The 19,889-nt window shown below is 63.2% G+C and carries 21 protein-coding genes; 19 read left to right on the forward strand and 2 right to left on the reverse strand.

Translation table 11 applies throughout. The features are described 5' to 3' along the window. Positions 1 to 112 precede the first annotated feature (112 nt). Positions 113 to 847, reverse strand: a complete 735-nt coding sequence (locus ACDA63_RS04670) for a 16S rRNA (uracil(1498)-N(3))-methyltransferase (protein WP_373662022.1) — start codon at positions 845 to 847, stop codon at positions 113 to 115. Between the two features lie 100 nt (positions 848 to 947). Here ACDA63_RS04670 and ACDA63_RS04675 point away from each other — a divergent pair, with 100 nt between their 5' ends. From ACDA63_RS04675 to ACDA63_RS04710, 8 genes are all read left to right on the forward strand, one after another. After that, positions 948 to 1,745: an inositol monophosphatase gene (locus tag ACDA63_RS04675; RefSeq protein ID WP_373662023.1), complete on the forward strand. Its 798-nt coding sequence runs from the start codon at positions 948 to 950 to the stop codon at positions 1,743 to 1,745. A gap of 8 nt (positions 1,746 to 1,753) precedes the next feature. Continuing rightward, positions 1,754 to 2,644, forward strand: coding sequence for a phosphoribulokinase (locus ACDA63_RS04680; RefSeq protein WP_373662024.1), 891 nt, complete (start codon positions 1,754 to 1,756; stop codon positions 2,642 to 2,644). 200 nt (positions 2,645 to 2,844) lie between these two features. Further along, positions 2,845 to 4,857 (forward strand): transketolase, encoded by a 2,013-nt coding sequence (gene tkt, locus ACDA63_RS04685; protein WP_373662025.1) that lies wholly within the window; start codon positions 2,845 to 2,847, stop codon positions 4,855 to 4,857. A gap of 115 nt (positions 4,858 to 4,972) precedes the next feature. Continuing rightward, the gene (gene gap, locus ACDA63_RS04690; protein ID WP_373662026.1) at positions 4,973 to 5,971 is read left to right on the forward strand and encodes a type I glyceraldehyde-3-phosphate dehydrogenase; all 999 of its coding nucleotides are present in this window, start codon (positions 4,973 to 4,975) and stop codon (positions 5,969 to 5,971) included. 155 nt (positions 5,972 to 6,126) lie between these two features. Further along, positions 6,127 to 7,311: a phosphoglycerate kinase gene (locus ACDA63_RS04695; RefSeq protein WP_373662027.1), complete on the forward strand. Its 1,185-nt coding sequence runs from the start codon at positions 6,127 to 6,129 to the stop codon at positions 7,309 to 7,311. A gap of 215 nt (positions 7,312 to 7,526) precedes the next feature. Beyond that, positions 7,527 to 8,957, forward strand: coding sequence for a pyruvate kinase (gene pyk, locus ACDA63_RS04700; protein ID WP_373662028.1), 1,431 nt, complete (start codon positions 7,527 to 7,529; stop codon positions 8,955 to 8,957). Between the two features lie 212 nt (positions 8,958 to 9,169). Continuing rightward, a complete protein-coding gene (fba, locus tag ACDA63_RS04705) occupies positions 9,170 to 10,234 on the forward strand; it encodes a class II fructose-bisphosphate aldolase (RefSeq protein WP_373662029.1) in 1,065 nt (354 codons plus the stop codon). Positions 10,235 to 10,452: 218 nt separating this feature from the next. Next, positions 10,453 to 11,184 (forward strand): GntR family transcriptional regulator, encoded by a 732-nt coding sequence (locus ACDA63_RS04710; RefSeq protein WP_373662030.1) that lies wholly within the window; start codon positions 10,453 to 10,455, stop codon positions 11,182 to 11,184. 59 nt (positions 11,185 to 11,243) lie between these two features. Here ACDA63_RS04710 and ACDA63_RS04715 read toward each other — a convergent pair whose 3' ends face one another. Further along, on the reverse strand, positions 11,244 to 11,627 hold the full coding sequence (locus ACDA63_RS04715) for an OsmC family protein (protein ID WP_373662031.1): 384 nt from the start codon (positions 11,625 to 11,627) through the stop codon (positions 11,244 to 11,246). Between the two features lie 222 nt (positions 11,628 to 11,849). On the opposite strand from ACDA63_RS04715, the gene ACDA63_RS04720 reads away from it, so the two are divergent. The 11 genes from ACDA63_RS04720 (at position 11,850) to ACDA63_RS04770 (ending at position 19,880) form a co-directional block, all read left to right on the forward strand. Further along, positions 11,850 to 12,368 (forward strand): hypothetical protein, encoded by a 519-nt coding sequence (locus tag ACDA63_RS04720; protein WP_373662032.1) that lies wholly within the window; start codon positions 11,850 to 11,852, stop codon positions 12,366 to 12,368. 147 nt (positions 12,369 to 12,515) lie between these two features. Beyond that, positions 12,516 to 13,163 (forward strand): PadR family transcriptional regulator, encoded by a 648-nt coding sequence (locus tag ACDA63_RS04725; RefSeq protein ID WP_373662033.1) that lies wholly within the window; start codon positions 12,516 to 12,518, stop codon positions 13,161 to 13,163. 47 nt (positions 13,164 to 13,210) lie between these two features. Continuing rightward, positions 13,211 to 13,828: a nitroreductase gene (locus tag ACDA63_RS04730; protein WP_373662034.1), complete on the forward strand. Its 618-nt coding sequence runs from the start codon at positions 13,211 to 13,213 to the stop codon at positions 13,826 to 13,828. A 188-nt stretch (positions 13,829 to 14,016) separates the two neighbouring features. Next, on the forward strand, positions 14,017 to 14,637 hold the full coding sequence (gene rhtB, locus ACDA63_RS04735; protein ID WP_373662035.1) for a homoserine/homoserine lactone efflux protein: 621 nt from the start codon (positions 14,017 to 14,019) through the stop codon (positions 14,635 to 14,637). Position 14,638: 1 nt separating this feature from the next. Beyond that, entirely contained in the window at positions 14,639 to 15,193 is a 555-nt protein-coding gene (locus ACDA63_RS04740; protein WP_373662036.1) for a hypothetical protein, read from the forward strand. Between the two features lie 94 nt (positions 15,194 to 15,287). Continuing rightward, the gene (locus ACDA63_RS04745) at positions 15,288 to 15,617 is read left to right on the forward strand and encodes a DUF1840 domain-containing protein (protein WP_373662037.1); all 330 of its coding nucleotides are present in this window, start codon (positions 15,288 to 15,290) and stop codon (positions 15,615 to 15,617) included. A gap of 3 nt (positions 15,618 to 15,620) precedes the next feature. Next, complete coding sequence (locus tag ACDA63_RS04750) at positions 15,621 to 16,382, forward strand: pteridine reductase (protein WP_373662108.1); 762 nt, start codon at positions 15,621 to 15,623, stop codon at positions 16,380 to 16,382. A 14-nt stretch (positions 16,383 to 16,396) separates the two neighbouring features. Further along, the gene (locus ACDA63_RS04755; RefSeq protein ID WP_373662038.1) at positions 16,397 to 17,050 is read left to right on the forward strand and encodes an MBL fold metallo-hydrolase; all 654 of its coding nucleotides are present in this window, start codon (positions 16,397 to 16,399) and stop codon (positions 17,048 to 17,050) included. A gap of 119 nt (positions 17,051 to 17,169) precedes the next feature. Further along, a complete protein-coding gene (locus ACDA63_RS04760; protein ID WP_373662039.1) occupies positions 17,170 to 17,934 on the forward strand; it encodes a response regulator transcription factor in 765 nt (254 codons plus the stop codon). Positions 17,935 to 18,224: 290 nt separating this feature from the next. Further along, positions 18,225 to 18,677 (forward strand): YhcH/YjgK/YiaL family protein, encoded by a 453-nt coding sequence (locus ACDA63_RS04765; protein WP_373662040.1) that lies wholly within the window; start codon positions 18,225 to 18,227, stop codon positions 18,675 to 18,677. Positions 18,678 to 18,761: 84 nt separating this feature from the next. Beyond that, complete coding sequence (locus tag ACDA63_RS04770) at positions 18,762 to 19,880, forward strand: glycoside hydrolase family 105 protein (RefSeq protein ID WP_373662041.1); 1,119 nt, start codon at positions 18,762 to 18,764, stop codon at positions 19,878 to 19,880. Positions 19,881 to 19,889: the final 9 nt, after the last annotated feature.

Consider the following 19,889-nt stretch of genomic DNA (forward strand, 5'->3'; position numbering starts at 1 on the left):
GTGCCGCTCGGCGCGGCGGGAGGTGCGCGGTGCGGACGGAGCCTTGCCCCGCCTGCAGTCGCAAAGAATGCCACGTTCGCGGGTGGACGGCGATGCGCTTGTCGGATACGGGCTAGAAATCGCCCCAGAGCGCCAGCATTGCCGCCACAGTCGCCAGCCCGGCGGTTTCGGTGCGCAGCACGCGCGGCCCGAGCGTGATCGGCGTGCAGCCGGCCGTGCGTGCGGCGGCCAGTTCGGCTTCGCTCCAGCCGCCTTCCGGGCCGATGAGCAGCGCTACCGGCCCCGTGGGCGCGGCGCGGTCGCGCAATGATGTGCCCGCCACGGGGTCGAGAATCCAGCGCTCTCCGGCAAAACCGCCGCCCAGCCAGGCCGGCAGCGAAGAGACCGGCGCGATCGCGGTGAGCCGATCGCGCCCGCATTGCTCGGCCGCCGACTGCGCGACCTGCTGCCAGTGGGCGACGCGTTTGGCCGCGCGATCGCCATCCAGGCGCAGTACGCTGCGTTCCGCGGCGACGGGCTGCACGCGATTGACGCCCAGTTCCACGGCTTTCTGGACGATCCAGTCCATCTTGTCGGCCACTGCCAGCGCTTGCACCAATGTGATGTCGAGCGGAGATTCGCTCGCGGATTCGCTGACTGCATCGATGCGCATGCGCACTTCGCGCCCGGTGGCGGTGAGCTGGCCGGAATAGCGCAGGCCTTCACCGTCGAAGATGCACAGCGCATCGCCGACGCGCATGCGCAGTACGCGGTCGGCATGGTGCGCCGCTTCGCGTGGCAGGGCGATTTCGGCGCCTTTGGCGAGCGGGCCGGTCGAGCCCGGCGGGCAGTAGAAGCGTGGTGTCATGATGTTATGATCGAAAACCCGTGGGCTGCGCCACCGGCCCGCCATTATAGGCGGCGCCCGACTCGCTCCCGCGCATCCGATCATCCCCTGGAGAAGGCCGATGCCCAAGCTGGCCCGGGCGCTGGCGCTGGAGTCGATCGTGCGGGCCGTGTCCCGCGACGTCATCGTGCCGCGCTTCCTGAACATCACCCGCGAACGCAAGCTCGATGGCAGTTCGCTGACCGAGGCGGACATCGCCGCGCAGAAGACGCTCGCCGAGCGGCTTCCGCATTTGCTCGACGCTCCCGTCATCGGCGAAGAGATGTCGCCGGAAGAACAACTGGCGCATTGGCAGGACGGGCGCGACGGGCTGTGGTGCATCGATCCCATCGACGGGACAACGAATTTCTCCAACGGCATTCCGGTGTTTGCCGTGTCGGTGGCCTACCTCGTCAATGGCGAGACCGAGTTCGGCGTGGTGTACAACCCCGTGCGCGACGAAGCTTTCTACGCCGAGCGTGGTGCGGGAGCATGGCTCAATGGCGTGCAGTTGCCGCTGCGCGAAAGCGCCGTGGGATTGTCGGACGCCGTGGCGGGCATCGACTTCAAGCGCATCCCGACCGATCTTGCAGTGAGCCTGGTGCGCTCGCCGCCGTATTACTCGCAACGCAATTTTGGCTCGAGCGCACTGGAGTGGTGCTTTGCGGCCGCGGGCCGCATCGATGTGTACCTGCACGGCGGCCAGGCGCTGTGGGATTACGCTGCCGGCCGCCTGATCCTCGCCGAGGCGGGCGGTTGTGCCGGCGTCCTGGGGGGCGGGTCGCTGGTGGCCGATCCGGCGGCCAAGAGCCCTGTCGTGCTGGCGGCCAATCGGGCGCTGTATGACGAGTGGCAGGCCTGGCTAGAGCAGAACGGGTAGGGCCAAGCATGTCGAGCAAGCATCCCATCGTGGCGGTGACCGGTTCTTCGGGATCGGGCACGTCGACCGTTTCGCGAACCTTCGACTGGATTTTTCGGCGCGAAGGCGTACGCGCGGTCATGGTCGAAGGCGACGCCTTTCATCGCTACGACCGCCGTGAGATGACCGAACGCATCCTCCACGCCGAAGAACGCGGTGAGCCGGCGCCGAGCCATTTTGGAATCGAGGCCAATCACATCGATCGGCTCGAGGCCTTGTTCGCCGGGTACGCCCGCACCGGCACCGGCACGCATCGCCACTACGTGCACGATGAGGTCGACGCTGCGCGCTGGTGCCAGGAACCGGGTACGCTGACCGAATGGGAGCCTCTGCCGGAAGGCTCGGACCTGTTGTATTACGAAGGCCTGCACGGTGGAGTGGTGACCGACACGCACGACGTCGCTCGCCATGTCGATCTGCTGATCGGCGTGGTGCCGACCATCAACCTGGAGTGGATTCAGAAAATCCATCGTGACACCCGTACGCGTGGCTATTCGATGGAAGCCGTGCAGCAGACAATCCTGCGTCGCATGCACGATTACGTGCACACCATCGTTCCGCAATTCGCCCGCACACACATTAATTTCCAGCGCGTGCCAGTCGTCGATACGTCGAATCCGTTCATTGCGCGCGATGTGCCGACGGCCGACGAAACGCTCGTCGTGATCCGCTTCCGCAATCCGCGCGGGCAGGATTTTCCCTATTTGCTCAATATGATTGCCGGCTCGTGGATGAGCCGGGCCAATTCCATCGTGGTGCCCGGCGGCAAGCTGGACCTGGCGATGCAGCTCATCCTGACACCGCTTATCTGGCGCCTCGTCGAACGGCGCCAGAAGGCCATGGCGCGCAGCCAGGACTGAGCAAGCGGGAAAATCCGCGTCAGACAGTTCGTGCTGGTCTTGCGGGCGATCAATCGGTGCCGTCGGAATAACTGTTAATTTTCCAGAGAATATTGTCTGGCGGAAACGAAACCGGGCGGTTTTGTGGCGTCCAATGCCCTGTTTCGCAGATAATTCCACTCTTGTCGACACCGCCCAAGGCCTTTCCGCCAGAAGTGACTATGCAAAATACCCCCAAGACCCCCGTTTTCACGCCCATCACAGGTGCCATCCGCGCGCTGGCGATGGACGCCGTCCAGCAGGCAAATTCCGGCCACCCCGGCATGCCGATGGGCATGGCGGAAATCGCCGAAGTCGTCTGGCGCCGCCATCTGTCGCACAACCCGGCCAACCCCAAGTGGGCCAACCGCGACCGTTTCGTCCTGTCGAACGGCCACGGGTCGATGCTGCTGTACGCGCTGCTGCACCTGACGGGCTACGATCTGCCGATCGAAGAAATCAAGCGCTTCCGGCAACTCGGCTCGCGTACCCCGGGCCACCCCGAGAATTTCCAGACTGTCGGTGTTGAAACGACCACCGGCCCGCTGGGTCAGGGTCTGACCAACGCCGTTGGCTTCGCGCTGGCCGAAAAGCTGCTGGCCGAAACCTTCAACCGACCCGGTCACGACGTCGTCGACCACCACACCTACGTGTTCCTCGGCGACGGTTGCCTGATGGAAGGCGTCAGCCACGAAGCCAGCTCGCTTGCCGGTACGTGGAAGCTGGGCAAGCTCATTGCCTATTACGACGACAACGGTATCTCCATCGACGGCGAAGTCACCGGCTGGTTCACCGACGACACCAAGGCTCGCTTCGAAGCCTATGGCTGGCAGGTGCTCGGCCCCATCGACGGCCATGACGCCGAAGCCATCGAAGCCGCCACGCAGGCAGCCAAGGCTGACAATGAGCGCCCGTCGCTGGTGATCTGCCGCACCGTTATCGGCATGGGCTCGCCCAACAAGGCCAACTCCGCCGACGCCCACGGCGCGGCACTTGGCGCGGCCGAAGTCGAAGCCGTACGCAAGGTGATCGGCTGGAACCACCCGCCGTTCGAAATTCCGGCCGATGTTTACGCCGCCTGGGACGCCAAGGCTGCCGGTGCCGCCCGCGAAGCCGAGTGGAATGAGCGTTTTTCCGCCTACAAGGCCGCACACCCCGAACTGGCCGCCGAATTCGAACGCCGCCAGATCGGCCTGCTGCCGCAGTCCTATGCTTCCGCACGTGAAGCGCTGCTGGACAAGGCTCAGAACAAGGCTGAATCGATTGCGACCCGCAAGGCCTCGCAGCAGGCCATCGAGGCGCTGGCACCGGCGCTGCCCGAACTGCTGGGCGGCTCGGCCGACCTGGCCGGTTCGAACCTGACCCTGTGGTCCGGCTCGAAGGAGTTCCTGCCGGGCGTCACGGGTGCCAACTACATCAACTACGGCGTGCGCGAATTCGCCGAGGTGGCGATTGCCAACGGCATCGCGCTGCACGGCGGCTATATTCCTTATACCGCCACGTTCCTGGTGTTCTCCGACTACGCCCGCAGCGCCATCCGCATGGCGGCACTGATGGGCGTGCGCCAGATCATGGTCTTTACCCACGATTCGATCGGTGTGGGCGAGGACGGTCCGACGCACCAGCCGGTGGAGCATGTTGCTTCGATGCGCATGATCCCCAACCTGAACGTCTGGCGTCCGGCCGATACGGTCGAAACGGCGGTGGCCTGGGCGGCCAGCATCGAGCGCCACGACGGTCCCAGCGTGTTGGCGCTGACGCGTCAGAACCTGCCGTTTTCTCCGCGTACGGCGGAGCAGGTGGCGGCGATCCGCCGTGGCGGTTACGTGTTGTCTGAAGCAGTCGGCGGCGCAGCGCGCGCCGTGCTGATCGCGACCGGCTCCGAAGTCGGCGTCGCGCTGGGCGCGCAGAAGCTGCTCGCAGAACGCGGCATTCCGGTCCGCGTGGTGTCGATGCCCTGCACGCGACTGTTCGATCTGCAAAGCGCGGAATACCACCGCGAAGTGCTGGGGCAAGGCGTGCCGCGCGTCGCGATCGAAGCCGGCGTCACCGACGGTTGGTACAAGTATGTGGGCCTCGAAGGGGCCGTCATCGGGATGGATCGTTTCGGCGAATCCGGCCCCGGCGGGGAACTCTTCCGTCATTTCGGCTTCACGCCAGAGAAGGCTGTCGAAGCTGTCATGAAGCTGATATAGACTGGTTGTTTCGCGTATCCGGATTGCCCCCGGCCGGATTCAAGCGGCGCGTTGTGCAGCGCCGCACGCGAAGGTGGTGGATGTTGAAGAACTTTTGCTAACTAGGAGTATAAAAATGGCAATCAAGGTTGGTATCAATGGTTTCGGCCGCATCGGCCGCATGGTTTTCCGCGCCGCCGTCCAGAATTTCTCCGACATCGAAATCGTCGGTATCAACGACCTGCTCGAGCCGGACTATCTGGCTTACATGCTGAAGTTCGATTCCGTGCATGGTCGCTTCAAGGGTGAAGTCGCCGTCGATGGCAACACGCTGATCGTCAACGGCAAGAAAATCCGCCTGACGGCCATCAAGAACCCGGCCGAGCTGAACTGGACCGAAGTCGGCGCCGACGTCGTCGTTGAATCGACCGGCCTGTTCCTGACCAAGGAAACCGCAGAAGCCCACATCAAGGCTGGTGCGAAGAAGGTCATCATGAGCGCCCCGTCGAAGGACGACACCCCGATGTTCGTGTACGGCGTCAACGACAAGGCCTACAAGGGCGAGGCGATCATCTCGAACGCTTCCTGCACGACTAACTGCCTGGCCCCGGTGGCCAAGGTCCTGAACGATACCTTCGGCATCAAGCGCGGCCTGATGACCACAGTGCACGCCACGACCGCCACGCAGAAGACCGTTGATGGCCCGTCGAACAAGGATTGGCGCGGTGGCCGCGGCATCCTGGAAAACATCATCCCGTCCTCGACCGGCGCTGCCAAGGCTGTGGGCAAGGTGATCCCCGAGCTGAACAAGAAGCTGACGGGTATGTCGTTCCGCGTGCCGACCTCCGACGTGTCGGTGGTCGACCTGACGGTCGAGCTGAACAAGGAAACGACCTACGAAGAAATCTGCAAGGTCATGAAGGCCGCTTCCGAAGGCGCACTGAAGGGCGTGCTGGGCTACACCGAAGAGAAGGTCGTGTCGACCGACTTCCGTGGCGAACCCTGCACCTCGGTGTTCGACGCCGACGCAGGCATCGCGCTGGATGGCACCTTCGTCAAGGTCGTGTCCTGGTACGACAACGAATGGGGCTACTCCAACAAGGTGCTGGAGATGGTCCGCGTCGTCGCCAAGTAAGCGTCTGAGCCGCCTCCGAGGGCGTCGCAATTCTGCGGCGCCCTTCGTATGCGCGCAGTAAGTGGACCGTGGATGGTGAAGCAGTGGCCGGCCGTGCGCCGCGTCGCAGCCGCCCGCCGCCATTCACCCTCACCTTTCACTGAACGGGATTCATCATGCAATTCAAGAAACTCTCCGATCTGGATCTGGCCGGCAAGCGTGTATTCATCCGCGCCGACCTGAACGTGCCGCAGGACGACACTGGTGCGATCACCGATGACACCCGCATCCGCGCTTCCGTGCCCGGCATCAAGCTGGCGCTGGACAAGGGCGCTGCCGTGATGGTCACGTCGCACCTGGGCCGTCCGACCGAAGGCGAATTCAAGCCCGTCGATTCGTTGGCCCCGGTGGCCAAGCGCATGTCCGACCTGCTCGGCCAGCCCGTTCGCCTGATCCAGAACTGGGTCGATGGCGGCTTCACGGTCGCTCCCGGCGAAGTCGTGCTGCTGGAGAACTGCCGCGTCAACAAGGGCGAAAAGAAGAACAGCGAAGAACTGGCTGCCAAGATGGCCAAGCTCTGCGACATCTACGCCAACGATGCTTTTGCCACGGCTCACCGTGCCGAAGCCACCACGCATGCGCTGGCGCTGGCCGCGCCCGTGGCTTGCGCCGGTCCGCTGCTGGCTGCTGAACTCGAAGCGCTGGGCCGCGCGCTGGTCGCGCCCGAGCGCCCGCTGACCGCCATCGTCGGCGGTTCGAAGGTCTCTACCAAGCTGACCATCCTGGACAGCCTGGCCGACAAGGTCGATCAATTGATCGTCGGTGGCGGCATCGCCAACACGTTCATGGTCGCGGCCGGCCTGCCGGTGGGCAAGTCGCTGGTAGAAGCCGACCTGGTCGAAAATGCCCGCCAGATCATCGACAAGATGGCCAAACGTGGCGCCTCCGTGCCCATCCCGACCGATGTCGTGGTGGCCAAGGAATTCGCTCCGACTGCCGTGGCGACCGTCAAGGCTGCCAAGGATGTGGCCGCTGACGACATGATCCTGGACATCGGCCCGGAAACCTCCGCCAGGCTCGCCGAGCAGTTGAAGGCCGCCAAGACCATCGTCTGGAATGGCCCGGTCGGCGTTTTTGAGTTCGACGCCTTTGCCAATGGCACCAAGGTCATTGCCGATGCCATCGCATCGTCGTCCGGCATGTCGCTGGCCGGCGGCGGCGACACCATTGCCGCCATTGCCAAGTTCGGCATCGGCGACAAGGTGGGCTATATCTCGACGGCCGGCGGTGCTTTCCTGGAATTCCTGGAAGGCAAGGCCCTGCCGGCGGTCGAAGCCCTCAAGCAACGCGCCAACGGCTAAACGAACCCCAAGCGCCGGGTCTCAGTATCCGGCGCTTTATTTTTGAGCGCCCACGGGTGCAAGACGCCATGAAGAAAAACGAAGGCTTGGCAAACAAGCCCGTCAAGAAAGTCTCGCGCAGCAAGGTTGTACGCACTACAAAGGAAACGAGTGCGGCACCCTCTGTTGCAGCTACCGAAAAACTCCCTCCGCTCTCTTCCTATCAAGGAGTCAGGATGCAACGCCATACCAAAATCGTGGCCACTCTCGGCCCGTCCTCGAATGACCCGGAAGTTCTCGAACGCATGATTCGGGCCGGTGTCGACGTTGTCCGTCTGAATTTCTCGCACGGCAAGGCCGAAGACCACATCAACCGCGCCAACATCGTGCGCGAAGCCGCCCGCCGCGTCGGCAAGCAAGTCGCCATCCTGGCCGACCTGCAAGGCCCGAAGATCCGCGTCGGCAAGTTCGAGAACGGCAAGACCTTCCTCGAAAAGGGCCAGAAGTTCATTCTGGACTCGGACTGCGAACTCGGTAACGACGAACGCGTCGGCCTGGACTACAAGGATCTGCCCAAGGACGTTCGCCCCGGCACGATCCTGCTGCTGAACGATGGTGCCATCGTCCTGGACGTCGAACGCATCATCGGCAACGAAATCCACACTACCGTGCGTTTCGGCGGTGAACTGTCGAACAACAAGGGCATCAACCAGAAGGGCGGTGGCCTGACTGCTCCGGCCCTGACCGCCAAGGACATGGAAGACATCAAGACGGCCGCGCAAATGGGCGTGGACTACGTCGCGGTGTCGTTCCCGAAGACCTCGGCCGACATGTACATGGCGCGCACGCTGATCCGTTCGGCCGGCAGCCAGGCGCTGACGATCGCCAAGATCGAGCGTACCGAAGCCGTCGAACCGGAAAACCTGCGTGAAATCCTCGAATCCTGCGACGGCGTGATGGTCGCTCGCGGCGACCTGGCCGTTGAAGTCGGCGAAGCTGCCGTGCCCGCGCTGCAGAAGAAGATGATCCGCCTGGCCCGTGAGCTGAACAAGATCGCCATCACCGCCACGCAGATGATGGAATCCATGATCTCCAGCCCGGTTCCGACGCGCGCCGAAGTGTCCGACGTGGCCAACGCCGTGCTGGATGGCACCGACGCCGTCATGCTGTCGGCCGAAACCGCCGCTGGCAAGTTCCCGGTCGAAGTGGTCGAAACCATGGCGCGCATCTGTGAAGAGGCTGAAAAGTCCTTCCCGGTGACGCTGGATCAGGACTTCCTGAACCGCACCTTCACCCGCATCGACCAGTCGATCGCCATGGCTGCGCTGTTCACGGCCTACCACATGGGTGCCAAGGCCATCGTGGCGTTGACCGAATCGGGTTCGACCGCGCTGTGGATGAGCCGTCTGCGTGCCGGTGTGCCTATCTATGCGCTAACCTCACAAGAGTCGACGCTGGGCAAGTGCGCGCTGCTGCGCGACGTGCAGCCGATCCTGATGCCGCGCATCACGGACGACCGCGAACGCCTGCTGCGTGAAGCCGAACAGACGCTGCTGCGCCACAAACTGGTGCAGCGTGGTGACGTGATCGTGATCACCGTCGGCGAGCCGCTCGGCCAGTCCGGCGGCACCAACAGCCTGAAGGTGGTGCGCATCGGCGAGGTCTGAGGTATCTCCTTCCGCGCTTGACGCATTGCAAGGCCGGCTCCCGCAAGGGAGCCGGCCTTTTTCTTGCTGTTCCGACATCGAGGGGCACATCATTAATGATGACTATCGTGTGCCCCTACGGTGTCTCTCCGACATTTTCACCCCCGTCTTGGGAGTAGAATCCGCCCCACAAGAATTTCAACCCATCTACCCAACTCATCCAGGAAACCGCGATGCCACTCGTTTCGATGCGCCAACTCCTCGACCATGCGGCCGAAAACACCTACGGCCTGCCCGCCTTCAATGTGAACAACCTTGAACAGGTCACGGCAATCATGGAGGCGGCCGCCGAATGCGATAGCCCGGTCATCATGCAGGCATCGGCAGGCGCCCGTAAGTACGCCGGCGAGCCGTTCCTTCGCCACCTTATCTCGGCAGCGGTGGAAGCCTATCCGCACATTCCTGTCGTGATGCATCAGGACCATGGTCAGAGCCCCGCTGTGTGTCAGGCCGCGATCCGTTCCGGTTTTTCGTCGGTGATGATGGACGGTTCGTTGAAGGAAGACGGCAAGACGCCGTCGGATTACGACTATAACGTTGCCGTCACGCGCGAAGTGGTCAAGTTCTCGCACGCCATCGGCGTGACGGTGGAAGGCGAACTGGGTTGCCTCGGCTCGCTGGAAACGGGCATGGCCGGCGAAGAGGACGGCATCGGCGCGGAAGGCGTACTGGATCACTCGTCCATGCTGACCGATCCGGAGCAGGCCGCCGACTTCGTCAAGCAGACCCAGTGTGACGCGCTCGCCATCGCCATCGGCACCTCTCACGGCGCCTACAAGTTCACCCGCAAGCCCACCGGCGACATTCTGGCGATCAGTCGCATCAAGGAAATCCACGCCCGCATCCCAAATACCCATCTCGTGATGCACGGCTCGTCCAGCGTTCCGCAGGAACTGCTGGCGGTCATCCGTGAGTTCGGCGGCGACATGAAGGAAACCTACGGCGTGCCGGTCGAAGAAATCGTCGAAGGCATCAAGTACGGCGTGCGCAAGGTGAATATCGACACCGACATTCGTCTGGCGATGACCGCTGCTATCCGCAAGTACCTGGCGGAAAATCCCAGCAAGTTCGATCCGCGCGATTATCTGAAGCCTGCCCGTGAGGCAGCCAAGCTGATCTGCAAGGCGCGCTTCGAAGCTTTCGGCAGTGCCGGCCAGGCAGCCAGGATCAAGCCGATCAATCTGGAAAAGATGGCCGCCCGCTATAAGGCGGGCGAACTGGCCCAACAGGTCAAGTAAGGTCCTGGGCGCCCGCGGAGGCGCTCAACCGCTGTTTTCAGGGCTCCACTCGTGGGGCCCTGATCGTTTCCGCCATGCCGGTTAGCCGCAGGATGGCAATACGGACCAGCCCGCTTTGTGCAATCATCGGCCCTTGGTGCTCCAGGGCGGATTTGCCACGGGGTTCGCAGCCATCACAAAGAACGCGCCGGCTTGAGCGCGAGCAGTGGAGGAGTTAAGTGGGAGAACGGGAACTGGTCCGGCGCGGCCCCAAGGGTTTGGGGTACGAAGTGCCGAAATCCACGGCGGCCCTGCTGCACGACGAACTGCGGCGCGCCATCATCGAAGGCCGCTTCAAGGCAGGGCAGTCCTTGTCCGAGTCGGATGTCTGTCGCCACTACGACGTCAGTCGACAACCGGTCCGCGAGGCGTTTGCCAAGCTCGCATACGAAAACCTCATTGAAGTGCTGCCCCAGCGCGGCACGTACGTGCGTCGCATTTCTGCACGCCAGGTGATGCAGGCACGGTTTGTCCGCGAGGTGATCGAGGTGGCCGTCGTGCAGGAACTGGCCTCGCATGCCGGTCGGGCCGACATCGTGGTCAGGCTGCGCGGCATCCTGCGCGAACAGGCCTCGGTTGCCGATGATGACCGGGCCGCCTTCAACGCACTCGACGAAGCATTTCACCAAGCCCTTGCGAACGGTTGCGACCGCGACTTTGCGTGGCAGGTCGTTGAAGACGTGAAGGCGCAGATGGACCGCGTCCGCTACCTGAGCCTGGAGCGCGAGACCCCGTTCAATCTGCTGGTCGACCAACACTCACGTATCGTCGATGCCATCGAGCTGGGGGATCCGGCCGCAGCGGGCGAAGCTGTCCGCGCCCACCTCCGCGAAATCTGGCGCACATTGCCCGAGATTGCCAAGCAACATCCAGAAGCCTTCGAGCCTGACGAGGCAGCACCGCAAGGCTGATCGGGGCAAAATGGCGCCGCACATCGAATGTGCGGCGCTGCGTGTCATCTGGCGGATCGTCAGACCAGCTGCGTGTCGATCTCGATATGCCCCGTCAGCGTCCGGTGGATCGGGCAGCGGTTGGCGATCCCGAGCAGGAACTCGCGCTGCTCTTCGCTCCGGTCGCCCACCAGCTCTATCCGGCGATCCATGGTGTAGACGCCGTCCCCCTCCTTGTGCGAGATGCTGACCCTTACGTCCTGCAATGGGATCTGCCGTCGCTGCGCAACCAACGTAACCGTCAGTGCAGTGCACGCCCCCAAGGCTGCATCGAGCAGCGCATGCGGGTCCGGCGCTGAACCGTCACCGCCATTTCCGGCTGCTGTATCGGCGAACAGCGTGTGGCCGTCCGCATCGATCTGTTGGCGAACCTTGCCGTCTTCGGCTTTGCGCACGTGAATCATGGTCGTCCTTTGTCGGGGTCAGACTGTAGAAAACTAGGGAATTCTCATTCTTTCTTAAGAGTTCGGGAGGTCTCTCCTAGGTACTGTCTTGGCTTGGGCCAGGGGGCACATCTTCTTACGCAATTCGTCCTATCTACTTGATCGATAACGTATTGACGCTGGGGCCGATACGCCACTATGCGCGTTCTTTCAGGGAGAAATCACTCTTTAAGGACGACGCATATGAAACCCTCCACCCTAATGTCTTCGCTGCTTGCCGTCTCGGTGAGCCTGTTCGCTCCTCTTTCCGGCGCTCAGACGCCGGCGCCTGCGCAGAAGGCCGCTACGGCACAGGCCCCGCAGACCGCTCAGGCCGTCAAGGCAGAACCGCTCTACATCCTCATGACCTCGCCGAAGGAAGTCAAAGGCTGGGATCGGACCACCGTCGGCACGGACACTGTCTATATCAACCCCAAGCCCTTACTGGGCAGCGCCGACCTGACCAACATCGATCCGATGGCGAATAAGGACGGCCAAGGTTTCATCGGACTGTACTTTAACGACGCCGGCAAGGCGAAGCTCGCCGACGTCAGTCGCGCGAACAGCGGAAGTCGTCTCGCCGTGGTCGTGGGGCAGGACATCGTGGCGATGCCTCTGCTCAAGGACCCTCTGCCCGATGGCTTCATGATGTTTGGTGTTGTGTCGCCGCAAGCTGCGCAGATCATCGCCCACAAGGTCGCAGGCCAGCCGCTGCCGCAGTAAGAAAACCCCTCTTCCACAGGGAAACGCCCGCCGTCACGTCAGTGAGGCGGGCGTTGTCGTTTGTGGCGCCCGATACCGCGGAGTTGACGTTTTGGAACTGCACGTATATCTTGCGATATACATCGTAAGATATAAAAAGGTAACGTCATGTTCAGATCAATTTTCCACTCCGCTCGCCCTCACAACGCTTTCCATTGCATGCCGGGCAGTCATGGAGGTCGTCGCGGCGGTTTCTTCGGGGGTTTTGGCGATGACGCCATGGGCTTCGGCGGGCGCGGATTCCCCAAGGCGCGAAAGCTGGCGTCGTCCGACCTGCAACTCCTCCTGCTGGCGCTGCTGGAACGCAAACCTTCCCATGGGTATGAACTCATCAAGGCGCTCGAAGAGCACTCTGGTGGCTTCTATGCGCCCAGCCCGGGCATGGTGTATCCGGCGCTCACCTACCTCGAAGAGATCGGCTATGCCGAGGTGAGTGCCGAGGGCAGCAAGAAGCAGTACAGCATCACCGACACGGGCCGTGCCCATCTCGAGGCCAATCGCGGCAATGCAGACGAGATGTTGCAGCGGCTTGGGCACATCGCCCGCAAGCTGGACCGTGTGCGGAAGTTCTTTGCAGGCGAGGCCGAAGAAGGCCCGACTGAAGGCACTCCGGAACTCGCCCAGGCCCGCCATGCAGTCAGATCCGCCGTACACGAAGCCGCCCACGCCGACGCCGACGAGCAGCGACGCGTGGCCGAGATCCTCATGCGTGCGGTGGAAGAAATCCGCCGCGGCCGAGAAGACACCCCGGCATAAGAAGTGCGGCAGACAACAACAACAGCACCCCAACGGAGTATTTATCGATGTTCCATATACACGACGACGAAGGCGCTGGTATGCGCCGTCCGGCTTCGCCCCCTGATCCCGCAATGCTGAGCGGCCTGCTTGACCGCCGTTCGGTCAAGCGTCTGCGCGCGCCTGTGCCGAGCGACACTGAACTGGACGCCATACTCGATGCCGCCGTGCGAGCGCCCGATCATGGGCAGTTGCGCCCGTGGCGTTTCGTGGTGATTCGCGACGCCGCCCGTCAGACGCTGGCGGACCTGTGTGCCGAGTCTGCTCGCATGGGCGAGCCCGACATTACGCACGACAAGCTCGAGCGCACACGCGCCAAGATTCTGCGCGCGCCAATGCTGATTGCGTTGGGCGCTCATCTGACCCAGGGCCACAAGGTCCCGGAATTTGAACAACTCATGTCCGTAGCCGCGGCGGGCATGAACATTCTCAATGCAGCGCATGCCTTGGGATATGGCGCTTTCTGGGTGACCGGCGCGCCGAGTCAGGACCCGCGCGTCGCGCACGCGTTGGGGTTCGACGCACCCGATCGTCTGCTGGGCTTTATCCATCTGGGTACGCCTGTCGACGTGTCCGAGCCTGTCCAACGACCGCCAGGCCGGCAGTTTGCACGCGAGTGGCCCTGAAAGTCCGGAGAGCGCGGCGCGGGGCATTCTGAAGGCATTTCTTCCGTTCTTGGCGGCGCTCGCGGCTTGCGAACGAACACCAAGGCAAGCGTGCGGCGCTCATCGGCGCCGAGTGGTGATGTTGTCAAGCAGCGACACAATGTCGTCTGCGATACTGCTGCCCTCCACCTATCCGATCCAGAGCTCCCGTGCCTCTCCATACTTGGCTCGCATTCTTCGTTGCAAGCTGGCTGATCAGCCTGTCGCCCGGCCCCGGCGCACTGTCATGCATGACGGCCGGATTGCGCTACGGCTACAGGCGGGCGGTGTGGAACATCTTTGGTCTGCAGGCCGGCGTGGTGATGTTGGTGACCGTCGTGGCGGCGGGGCTTGGCGCCATTCTTGCCGCGTCGGCGGTTGCTTTCGACGTCGTCAAATGGCTGGGCGCGGCCTATCTCGTCTGGCTCGGCATCCAACAGTGGCGGGCAAGTGCTGGCAACGACCCGCTCGAAGCCGAGGTGGCGGATTCATCCCGACGCAATCTGGTGCTGCGCGGTTTCCTGGTCAACGCCAGCAATCCCAAGGGCATTCTATTCATGCTCGCGGTGTTGCCGCAGTTCATCGATCCCAATGCGCCGCAGTGGCCCCAGTACGCGATCTGCGCGGCTACGCTGGTCGCGACCGACATGGTCGTGATGAGCAGTTACACCTTGTTGGCGTCGCGGGTCCTGCGCGCGCTGCGCGGCCGCCATGCGCGGGCCGTCAACCGGATGTTCGGCGGACTTTTCATCGGTGCCGGCGTGCTGCTGGCAAGCTTCCGCCGAGGCTAAGTTGTACGGCGCCAACAAGGGATTGCGTGCAAGCCTGCTGATTCTCGCGATCGCGTTCGCAGGTTGCGCCACGCCACCTCCGCCTGCACCCGAACCCGTCCCCGAGGTGGTCGAAACGCCAGTGCTTCCGCCGCCCCTTCCGCCGTCGGCGCCTGCCCCTGAACCGGCAAGGCCGGCGCCGGCCAAACCCGCGAAAGTTCCTCCTGCCAAGCCGATCACACTGGCTGCGGATTGCCATTTCCTGCGTGACAGCGGCGAAAGCGGCGATGCCACGCTGGAGGTGCGCGACGGAACGGTACGCCGCATGCGCACCGTGATCCAGGCGCCGGGCCAGGGCCAATGCGTATTCGAGCTGGCCGACATGAAGCAGACCCGCTCACAGCCTTACGTTGAATTGAGGGGGCGCCAGACCCGCTGTGTCGCTCGCATTCGCGACGACGGCAAGGGCGGCGTGACCATCACATTCACCAACTGCGCTGAACGTTGCACGCCGCCGTCCGTGTTCAGCAAAGTGCGACCGATCCGTTTTGACGGCCGCGGCTCGCGTTGCGAGTAGTCTTTTCGCGCCTGACTCATCCTCCTGAACTGCGCTATCGTGTCGGGTGTCGACACCGGGGCGTGCCCCGGCATGAACCACGACAGGAGACCCCATGCTCATCACTTTCAAATCGCGCGCCGCTGGCGACGTCATCATGTTCGGCAAGGTTGCGGAACGCATGCTCGACGCCATGGGCAAGGACCCCAACGACAGACGCGGCATCGTCACCGTAGAGCAGTTGCCGGCCGCGATCGCGGGGCTGCGCGCCGCTGTCGAAGAAGACCGCCGCGCCAATCCGCCGGAAACCGACGAGGACGATGACGATGAAGACAAACCGCGCGGCATGGCTGCCGCAGTGAGTTTTTCGCAGCGGGCGGCGCCCTTGCTCGACCTGCTCGGCTATGCCCAGCGCGACAGTGAGCCCGTCATCTGGGAGGGCTGAGCGATCGATACACAAGCTGCCCCTTCCGCGCCCCGCGTCGTACTGGTGACCGGCGGCGCCCGGCGCGTCGGCGCTGCAATTGTCCGCCGGCTGCACGAGGCAGGTTGCCGGATGGCGATCCATTGCCACGGATCGGTCGCGCCAGCGCACGCCCTGGCGGAAGAGCTCAACAGCGTACGTCCGGATTCTGCGGACGTTTTTCCCGCCAATCTGCTCGACGTGCCACTGCTGGCTCCGTTGGTCGGTGCGGTGGTGGCGCGTTTCGGCCGGCTGGACGGTCTGGTCAACAACGCGTCCACCTTCTATCCCACAGCGTTGGGGCAGGTCGATGAAGCGGCCTGGTCGGACTTGGTCGGCACCAATCTGAAGGCGCCACTCTTTCTGACCCAGGCTGCGGCACCCGCCTTGCGTGCTTCGGGCGGCGGGGTGATCAACATTGTGGACATCCACGCCGAACGGCCGATGCCCGGCTATCTGGTGTACTCGGCGGCAAAGGCCGGCCTGCTCGGCCTGACGCGGGCCCTGGCAATCGATCTTGCTCCGGCCGTGCGCGTCAATGGCGTGGCGCCGGGCCCCATCGAATGGCCGGAGGATGATCAGTTCCCGGCTGCCGAGCGCCAGCGGATCGTCGACCATACGCTACTGCGACGGACCGGCTCCCCGCGGGATATCGCCGATGCCGTGCGCTTTTTGTTGCTGGATGCGGGATATGTCACCGGGCAGGTGCTGGCCGTCGATGGTGGCCGCAGCGCACACCTGTCATAAACAGAGGTTGTTGCATGGCATTGGAATACAAAATCGTCCCAGTCACCGCATTCATGCAGAATTGCACCATTCTCTGGTGTACCGAAAGCATGGAGGCGGCCGTCGTCGACCCTGGCGGCGACCTGCCGCGCATTGAAGCGCAACTGGCCGCTACCGGCGCGCGGCTGACGAAGATCCTATTGACACACGGGCACATCGATCACGCAGGCGCCGCGGCTGAGTTGGCCGAAAACGCCGGTGTTCCGATCGAAGGGCCGCAGGAAGAAGAGCGCTTCTGGATTGAAAAGCTCGCCGACCAGAGCCGCATGTTCGGTCTGCCACCGTCGCGCTCCTTCGAGCCGAACCGGTGGCTCGATGACGGCGACACCGTCACGGTTGGCCGCGAGGCGCTGCAGGTGCTGCATTGCCCGGGCCACACGCCGGGGCACGTGGTGTTTTTCCACGCGCCGTCCAGGCTGGCCGTGGTGGGGGATGTGCTTTTCGCTGGGTCAATTGGACGAACGGACTTTCCGCGCGGCGATCACGCCGCCCTGATCGGCGCAATTCGTGGCAAGCTCTGGCCCTTGGGGGATGATGTTGATTTCATACCCGGCCATGGGCCAATGTCATCTTTCGGCGTCGAGCGTGCCTCCAATCCGTTCGTGGGCGACCGCGTGAGCGGAATGTGAGCGACTCAGTGGCGGCGCGCTAGAATCAAACAGAAGGACCATGGCGTATCCCAGCCCGGCCGGCTGCAGAATCGGGCAAGGACCGCCATGGAATACCAACTCCCATAGAGGTGACCAGCATGCGCATCGCACTGCTTGAAGACGATCCGACCCAGTCGGCGTTGTTTACCGCTTGGTTGAAGGATGCCGGCCACGACGTTCATAGTTTCGGCCTCACGCGCGACCTGCTTCGCTTCGCCTCGCGCGAGAGCGTCGACCTGTATCTTGTGGACTGGATGGTGCCGGACCTTTCCGGCGAGGCATTCGTGCGCTGGCTCCGCGATGAGCGTCGCGACCAGACCCCGGCGATCTTCGTGACCGCCCGCGAATCCGAAGACGACATCGTTGCCGGCCTGCAGGTGGGGGCGGACGACTACATCGTCAAACCCGTCGCGCAGCGGGTGTTGCTGTCGCGCATCGATGCCGTGTTCCGGCGCATCAAGCCGCGGGGCGTGGATGAGCCCATCGAAGCGCCCCCCTACGTCATCGATCTCCAGGCCAAGCGCATCAGCCTCAACGGCGAACCGGTCGAGCTGACCGAAAAGGAGTTCGACCTGGCGGTCTTCCTGTTCCGCAACATCGGTCGCCTGCTGTCGCGCGGACACTTGCTAGAAGCGGTGTGGGGCCGCAACCCCGACCTGGCGACGCGCACGGTCGACACCCACGTCTCGCGCGTGCGGGGCAAGCTGAAGTTGCGGCCCGAGAACGGCTATCGTCTGGCGCCGACTTACAACTACGGCTATCGACTCGAGAAGATCGAGCCGACCGAAGCGGCGGCCGAGTCGTCTGCCGATTCGTCCGCTGATGTGGACGACACCGACGCAGACGCAGAAAAGGACGAGTGATCGAATCCGGGGAGTCTTTTTCTTCTCCCAATGCATCACCCTGGCGCGTCGATGTCTCCTCCAAACGGAAAACATCGGCGCGCTGTCTTTTCCTATTCTGCCGCTCCACGCGGCGTAGTCCCCTGCGAGGGATATGGCGACGCATGTTTTCTCGTTTTTCCGGCGTCTAGTTAAAAACCCTTACATCGCTCTCGGAGTTGACCTGTTCGCTGTCGCGGCCCGCACAAGGGGGGTTGAATGGATGTCGATACATGTGTCCGCATGTATCGAACGACATAGGAGACAGGTTGATGATCGCAGGTCAGCTCAAGCACGCCATGCGCTATACCGCAGTGCACCCCCGATTGCAGAAGGCGTTTGAATTCCTGATGACGCAGGATCTGGAATCGCTCGCCCCGGGGGCCTATCCCATCGATGGCGTCAACATCGTCGCCCTGGTGCAGGAGTACACGACCGCAGCGCCCGACGTGGCCGAGTGGGAAACGCACGACTACCACATGGATGTGCAGTACCTGGTGCGAGGCAAGGAGCGCATCGGCTACGGTCGCCGTGACGGGACCATACCCGTCAAGCCATACAACAAGCTCAATGATTACGACATCATCGAGCCTATCCAGGGCAACTACTACACGCTCGAAAAGGACGGATTCATGGTGCTCTTCCCTGAAGACGCCCACCAGCCGCGCGTGTTTGCCGACGCACCGCAGGCCGTCAAGAAGATCTGCATCAAGGTCCTCGTGTAATCCTGCCTGGAAGTCGCGGGTCCGGCATCAAATCGTGGGCGCAGTCATCTGCGCCCTTTGCTCTTTTCTGGGGAGGCTCGAGTCATGAAACAACAGGACTGGTCCGTCAGGATGGCTGACGCCACCTTGGCCCGATGGCCGGCTCTGCCGCCGGCGTGGTCGCATGAGTACGGGGTTTTATTCAAGGCGCTGATGGCCGTGGCACGCAGTACCGGCACCACCCGCTATGCTGATTACGTACAGCAGCATGTGGACGCCGTCGTGGATCAACGCGGGCATATCCGCGGCTATGAGCGCGAGCACTACAGCCTCGATGAGCTCAACAGCGGCCGGCTCCTGTTTGAATTGTTCGACCGTACCGGGCAGTCGCATTACCTGAATGCTGCCGCCACGCTGCGTCTGCAGCTCGACACGCATCCGCGCACGCGGTCGGGCGGTTTCTGGCACAAGGCCAAGTATCCCAATCAGATGTTCCTCGATGGCATCTACATGGGAGCGCCCTTCTATGCCGAGTATGCGATTCGCAAGGGTGACGCTGCGGCGCTCGATGACGCCGTGTCGCAGGTATTGATGCCACGGGCAAATCAGCGTGACGACGAAACGGGCCTGTACTTCCATGGGTGGGACGAGTCGCGCGAGCAGTTTTGGGCCAATCCGCAGACGGGGTGTTCCGCTTCATTCTGGAATCGCGCCACCGGCTGGTATGCCATGGCGATCGTCGATGTGCTGGAACTGCTGCCTTCGAACTACCCTCGTCGCCAGGCATTGATCGATCTGCTCGGCGACCTGATGAAGGCACTGCTTGGCGTTCAGGACGAGAAAACCCGGCTATGGTGGCAAGTGCTCGATCAGGGCCCCCGCGAAGGCAATTACCTGGAGGCGTCGGGGTCCTGCATGATCATCTACGCGCTGGCCAAGGGCGCTCGCCTGAGATACCTGCAGGACGAGGCGTTCCACGTTGCCGCGCACCGCGCCATGGACGGGGCTGTCCGTCACCTCGTGACGAGCGAGGGTTCGATGGCGAGCATTCGCGACGTCTGCAAGACCGCAGGCCTGGGCGACACACCGCGCCGCGACGGCAGTTTCGATTACTACATCAGCGAGCCGCGGGTGGCAGACGACTACAAGGGCGTGGCGGCGTTCATGCTTGCCGCCGATGAGGTCGAACAGCTCGCGCGCGATTGGGCGGTGGCACCCGTCTGACGTTGCCCC

It is taken from the genome of Uliginosibacterium sp. sgz301328 (assembly GCF_041807905.1).
GTDB lineage: Bacteria > Pseudomonadota > Gammaproteobacteria > Burkholderiales > Rhodocyclaceae > JBGVSA01.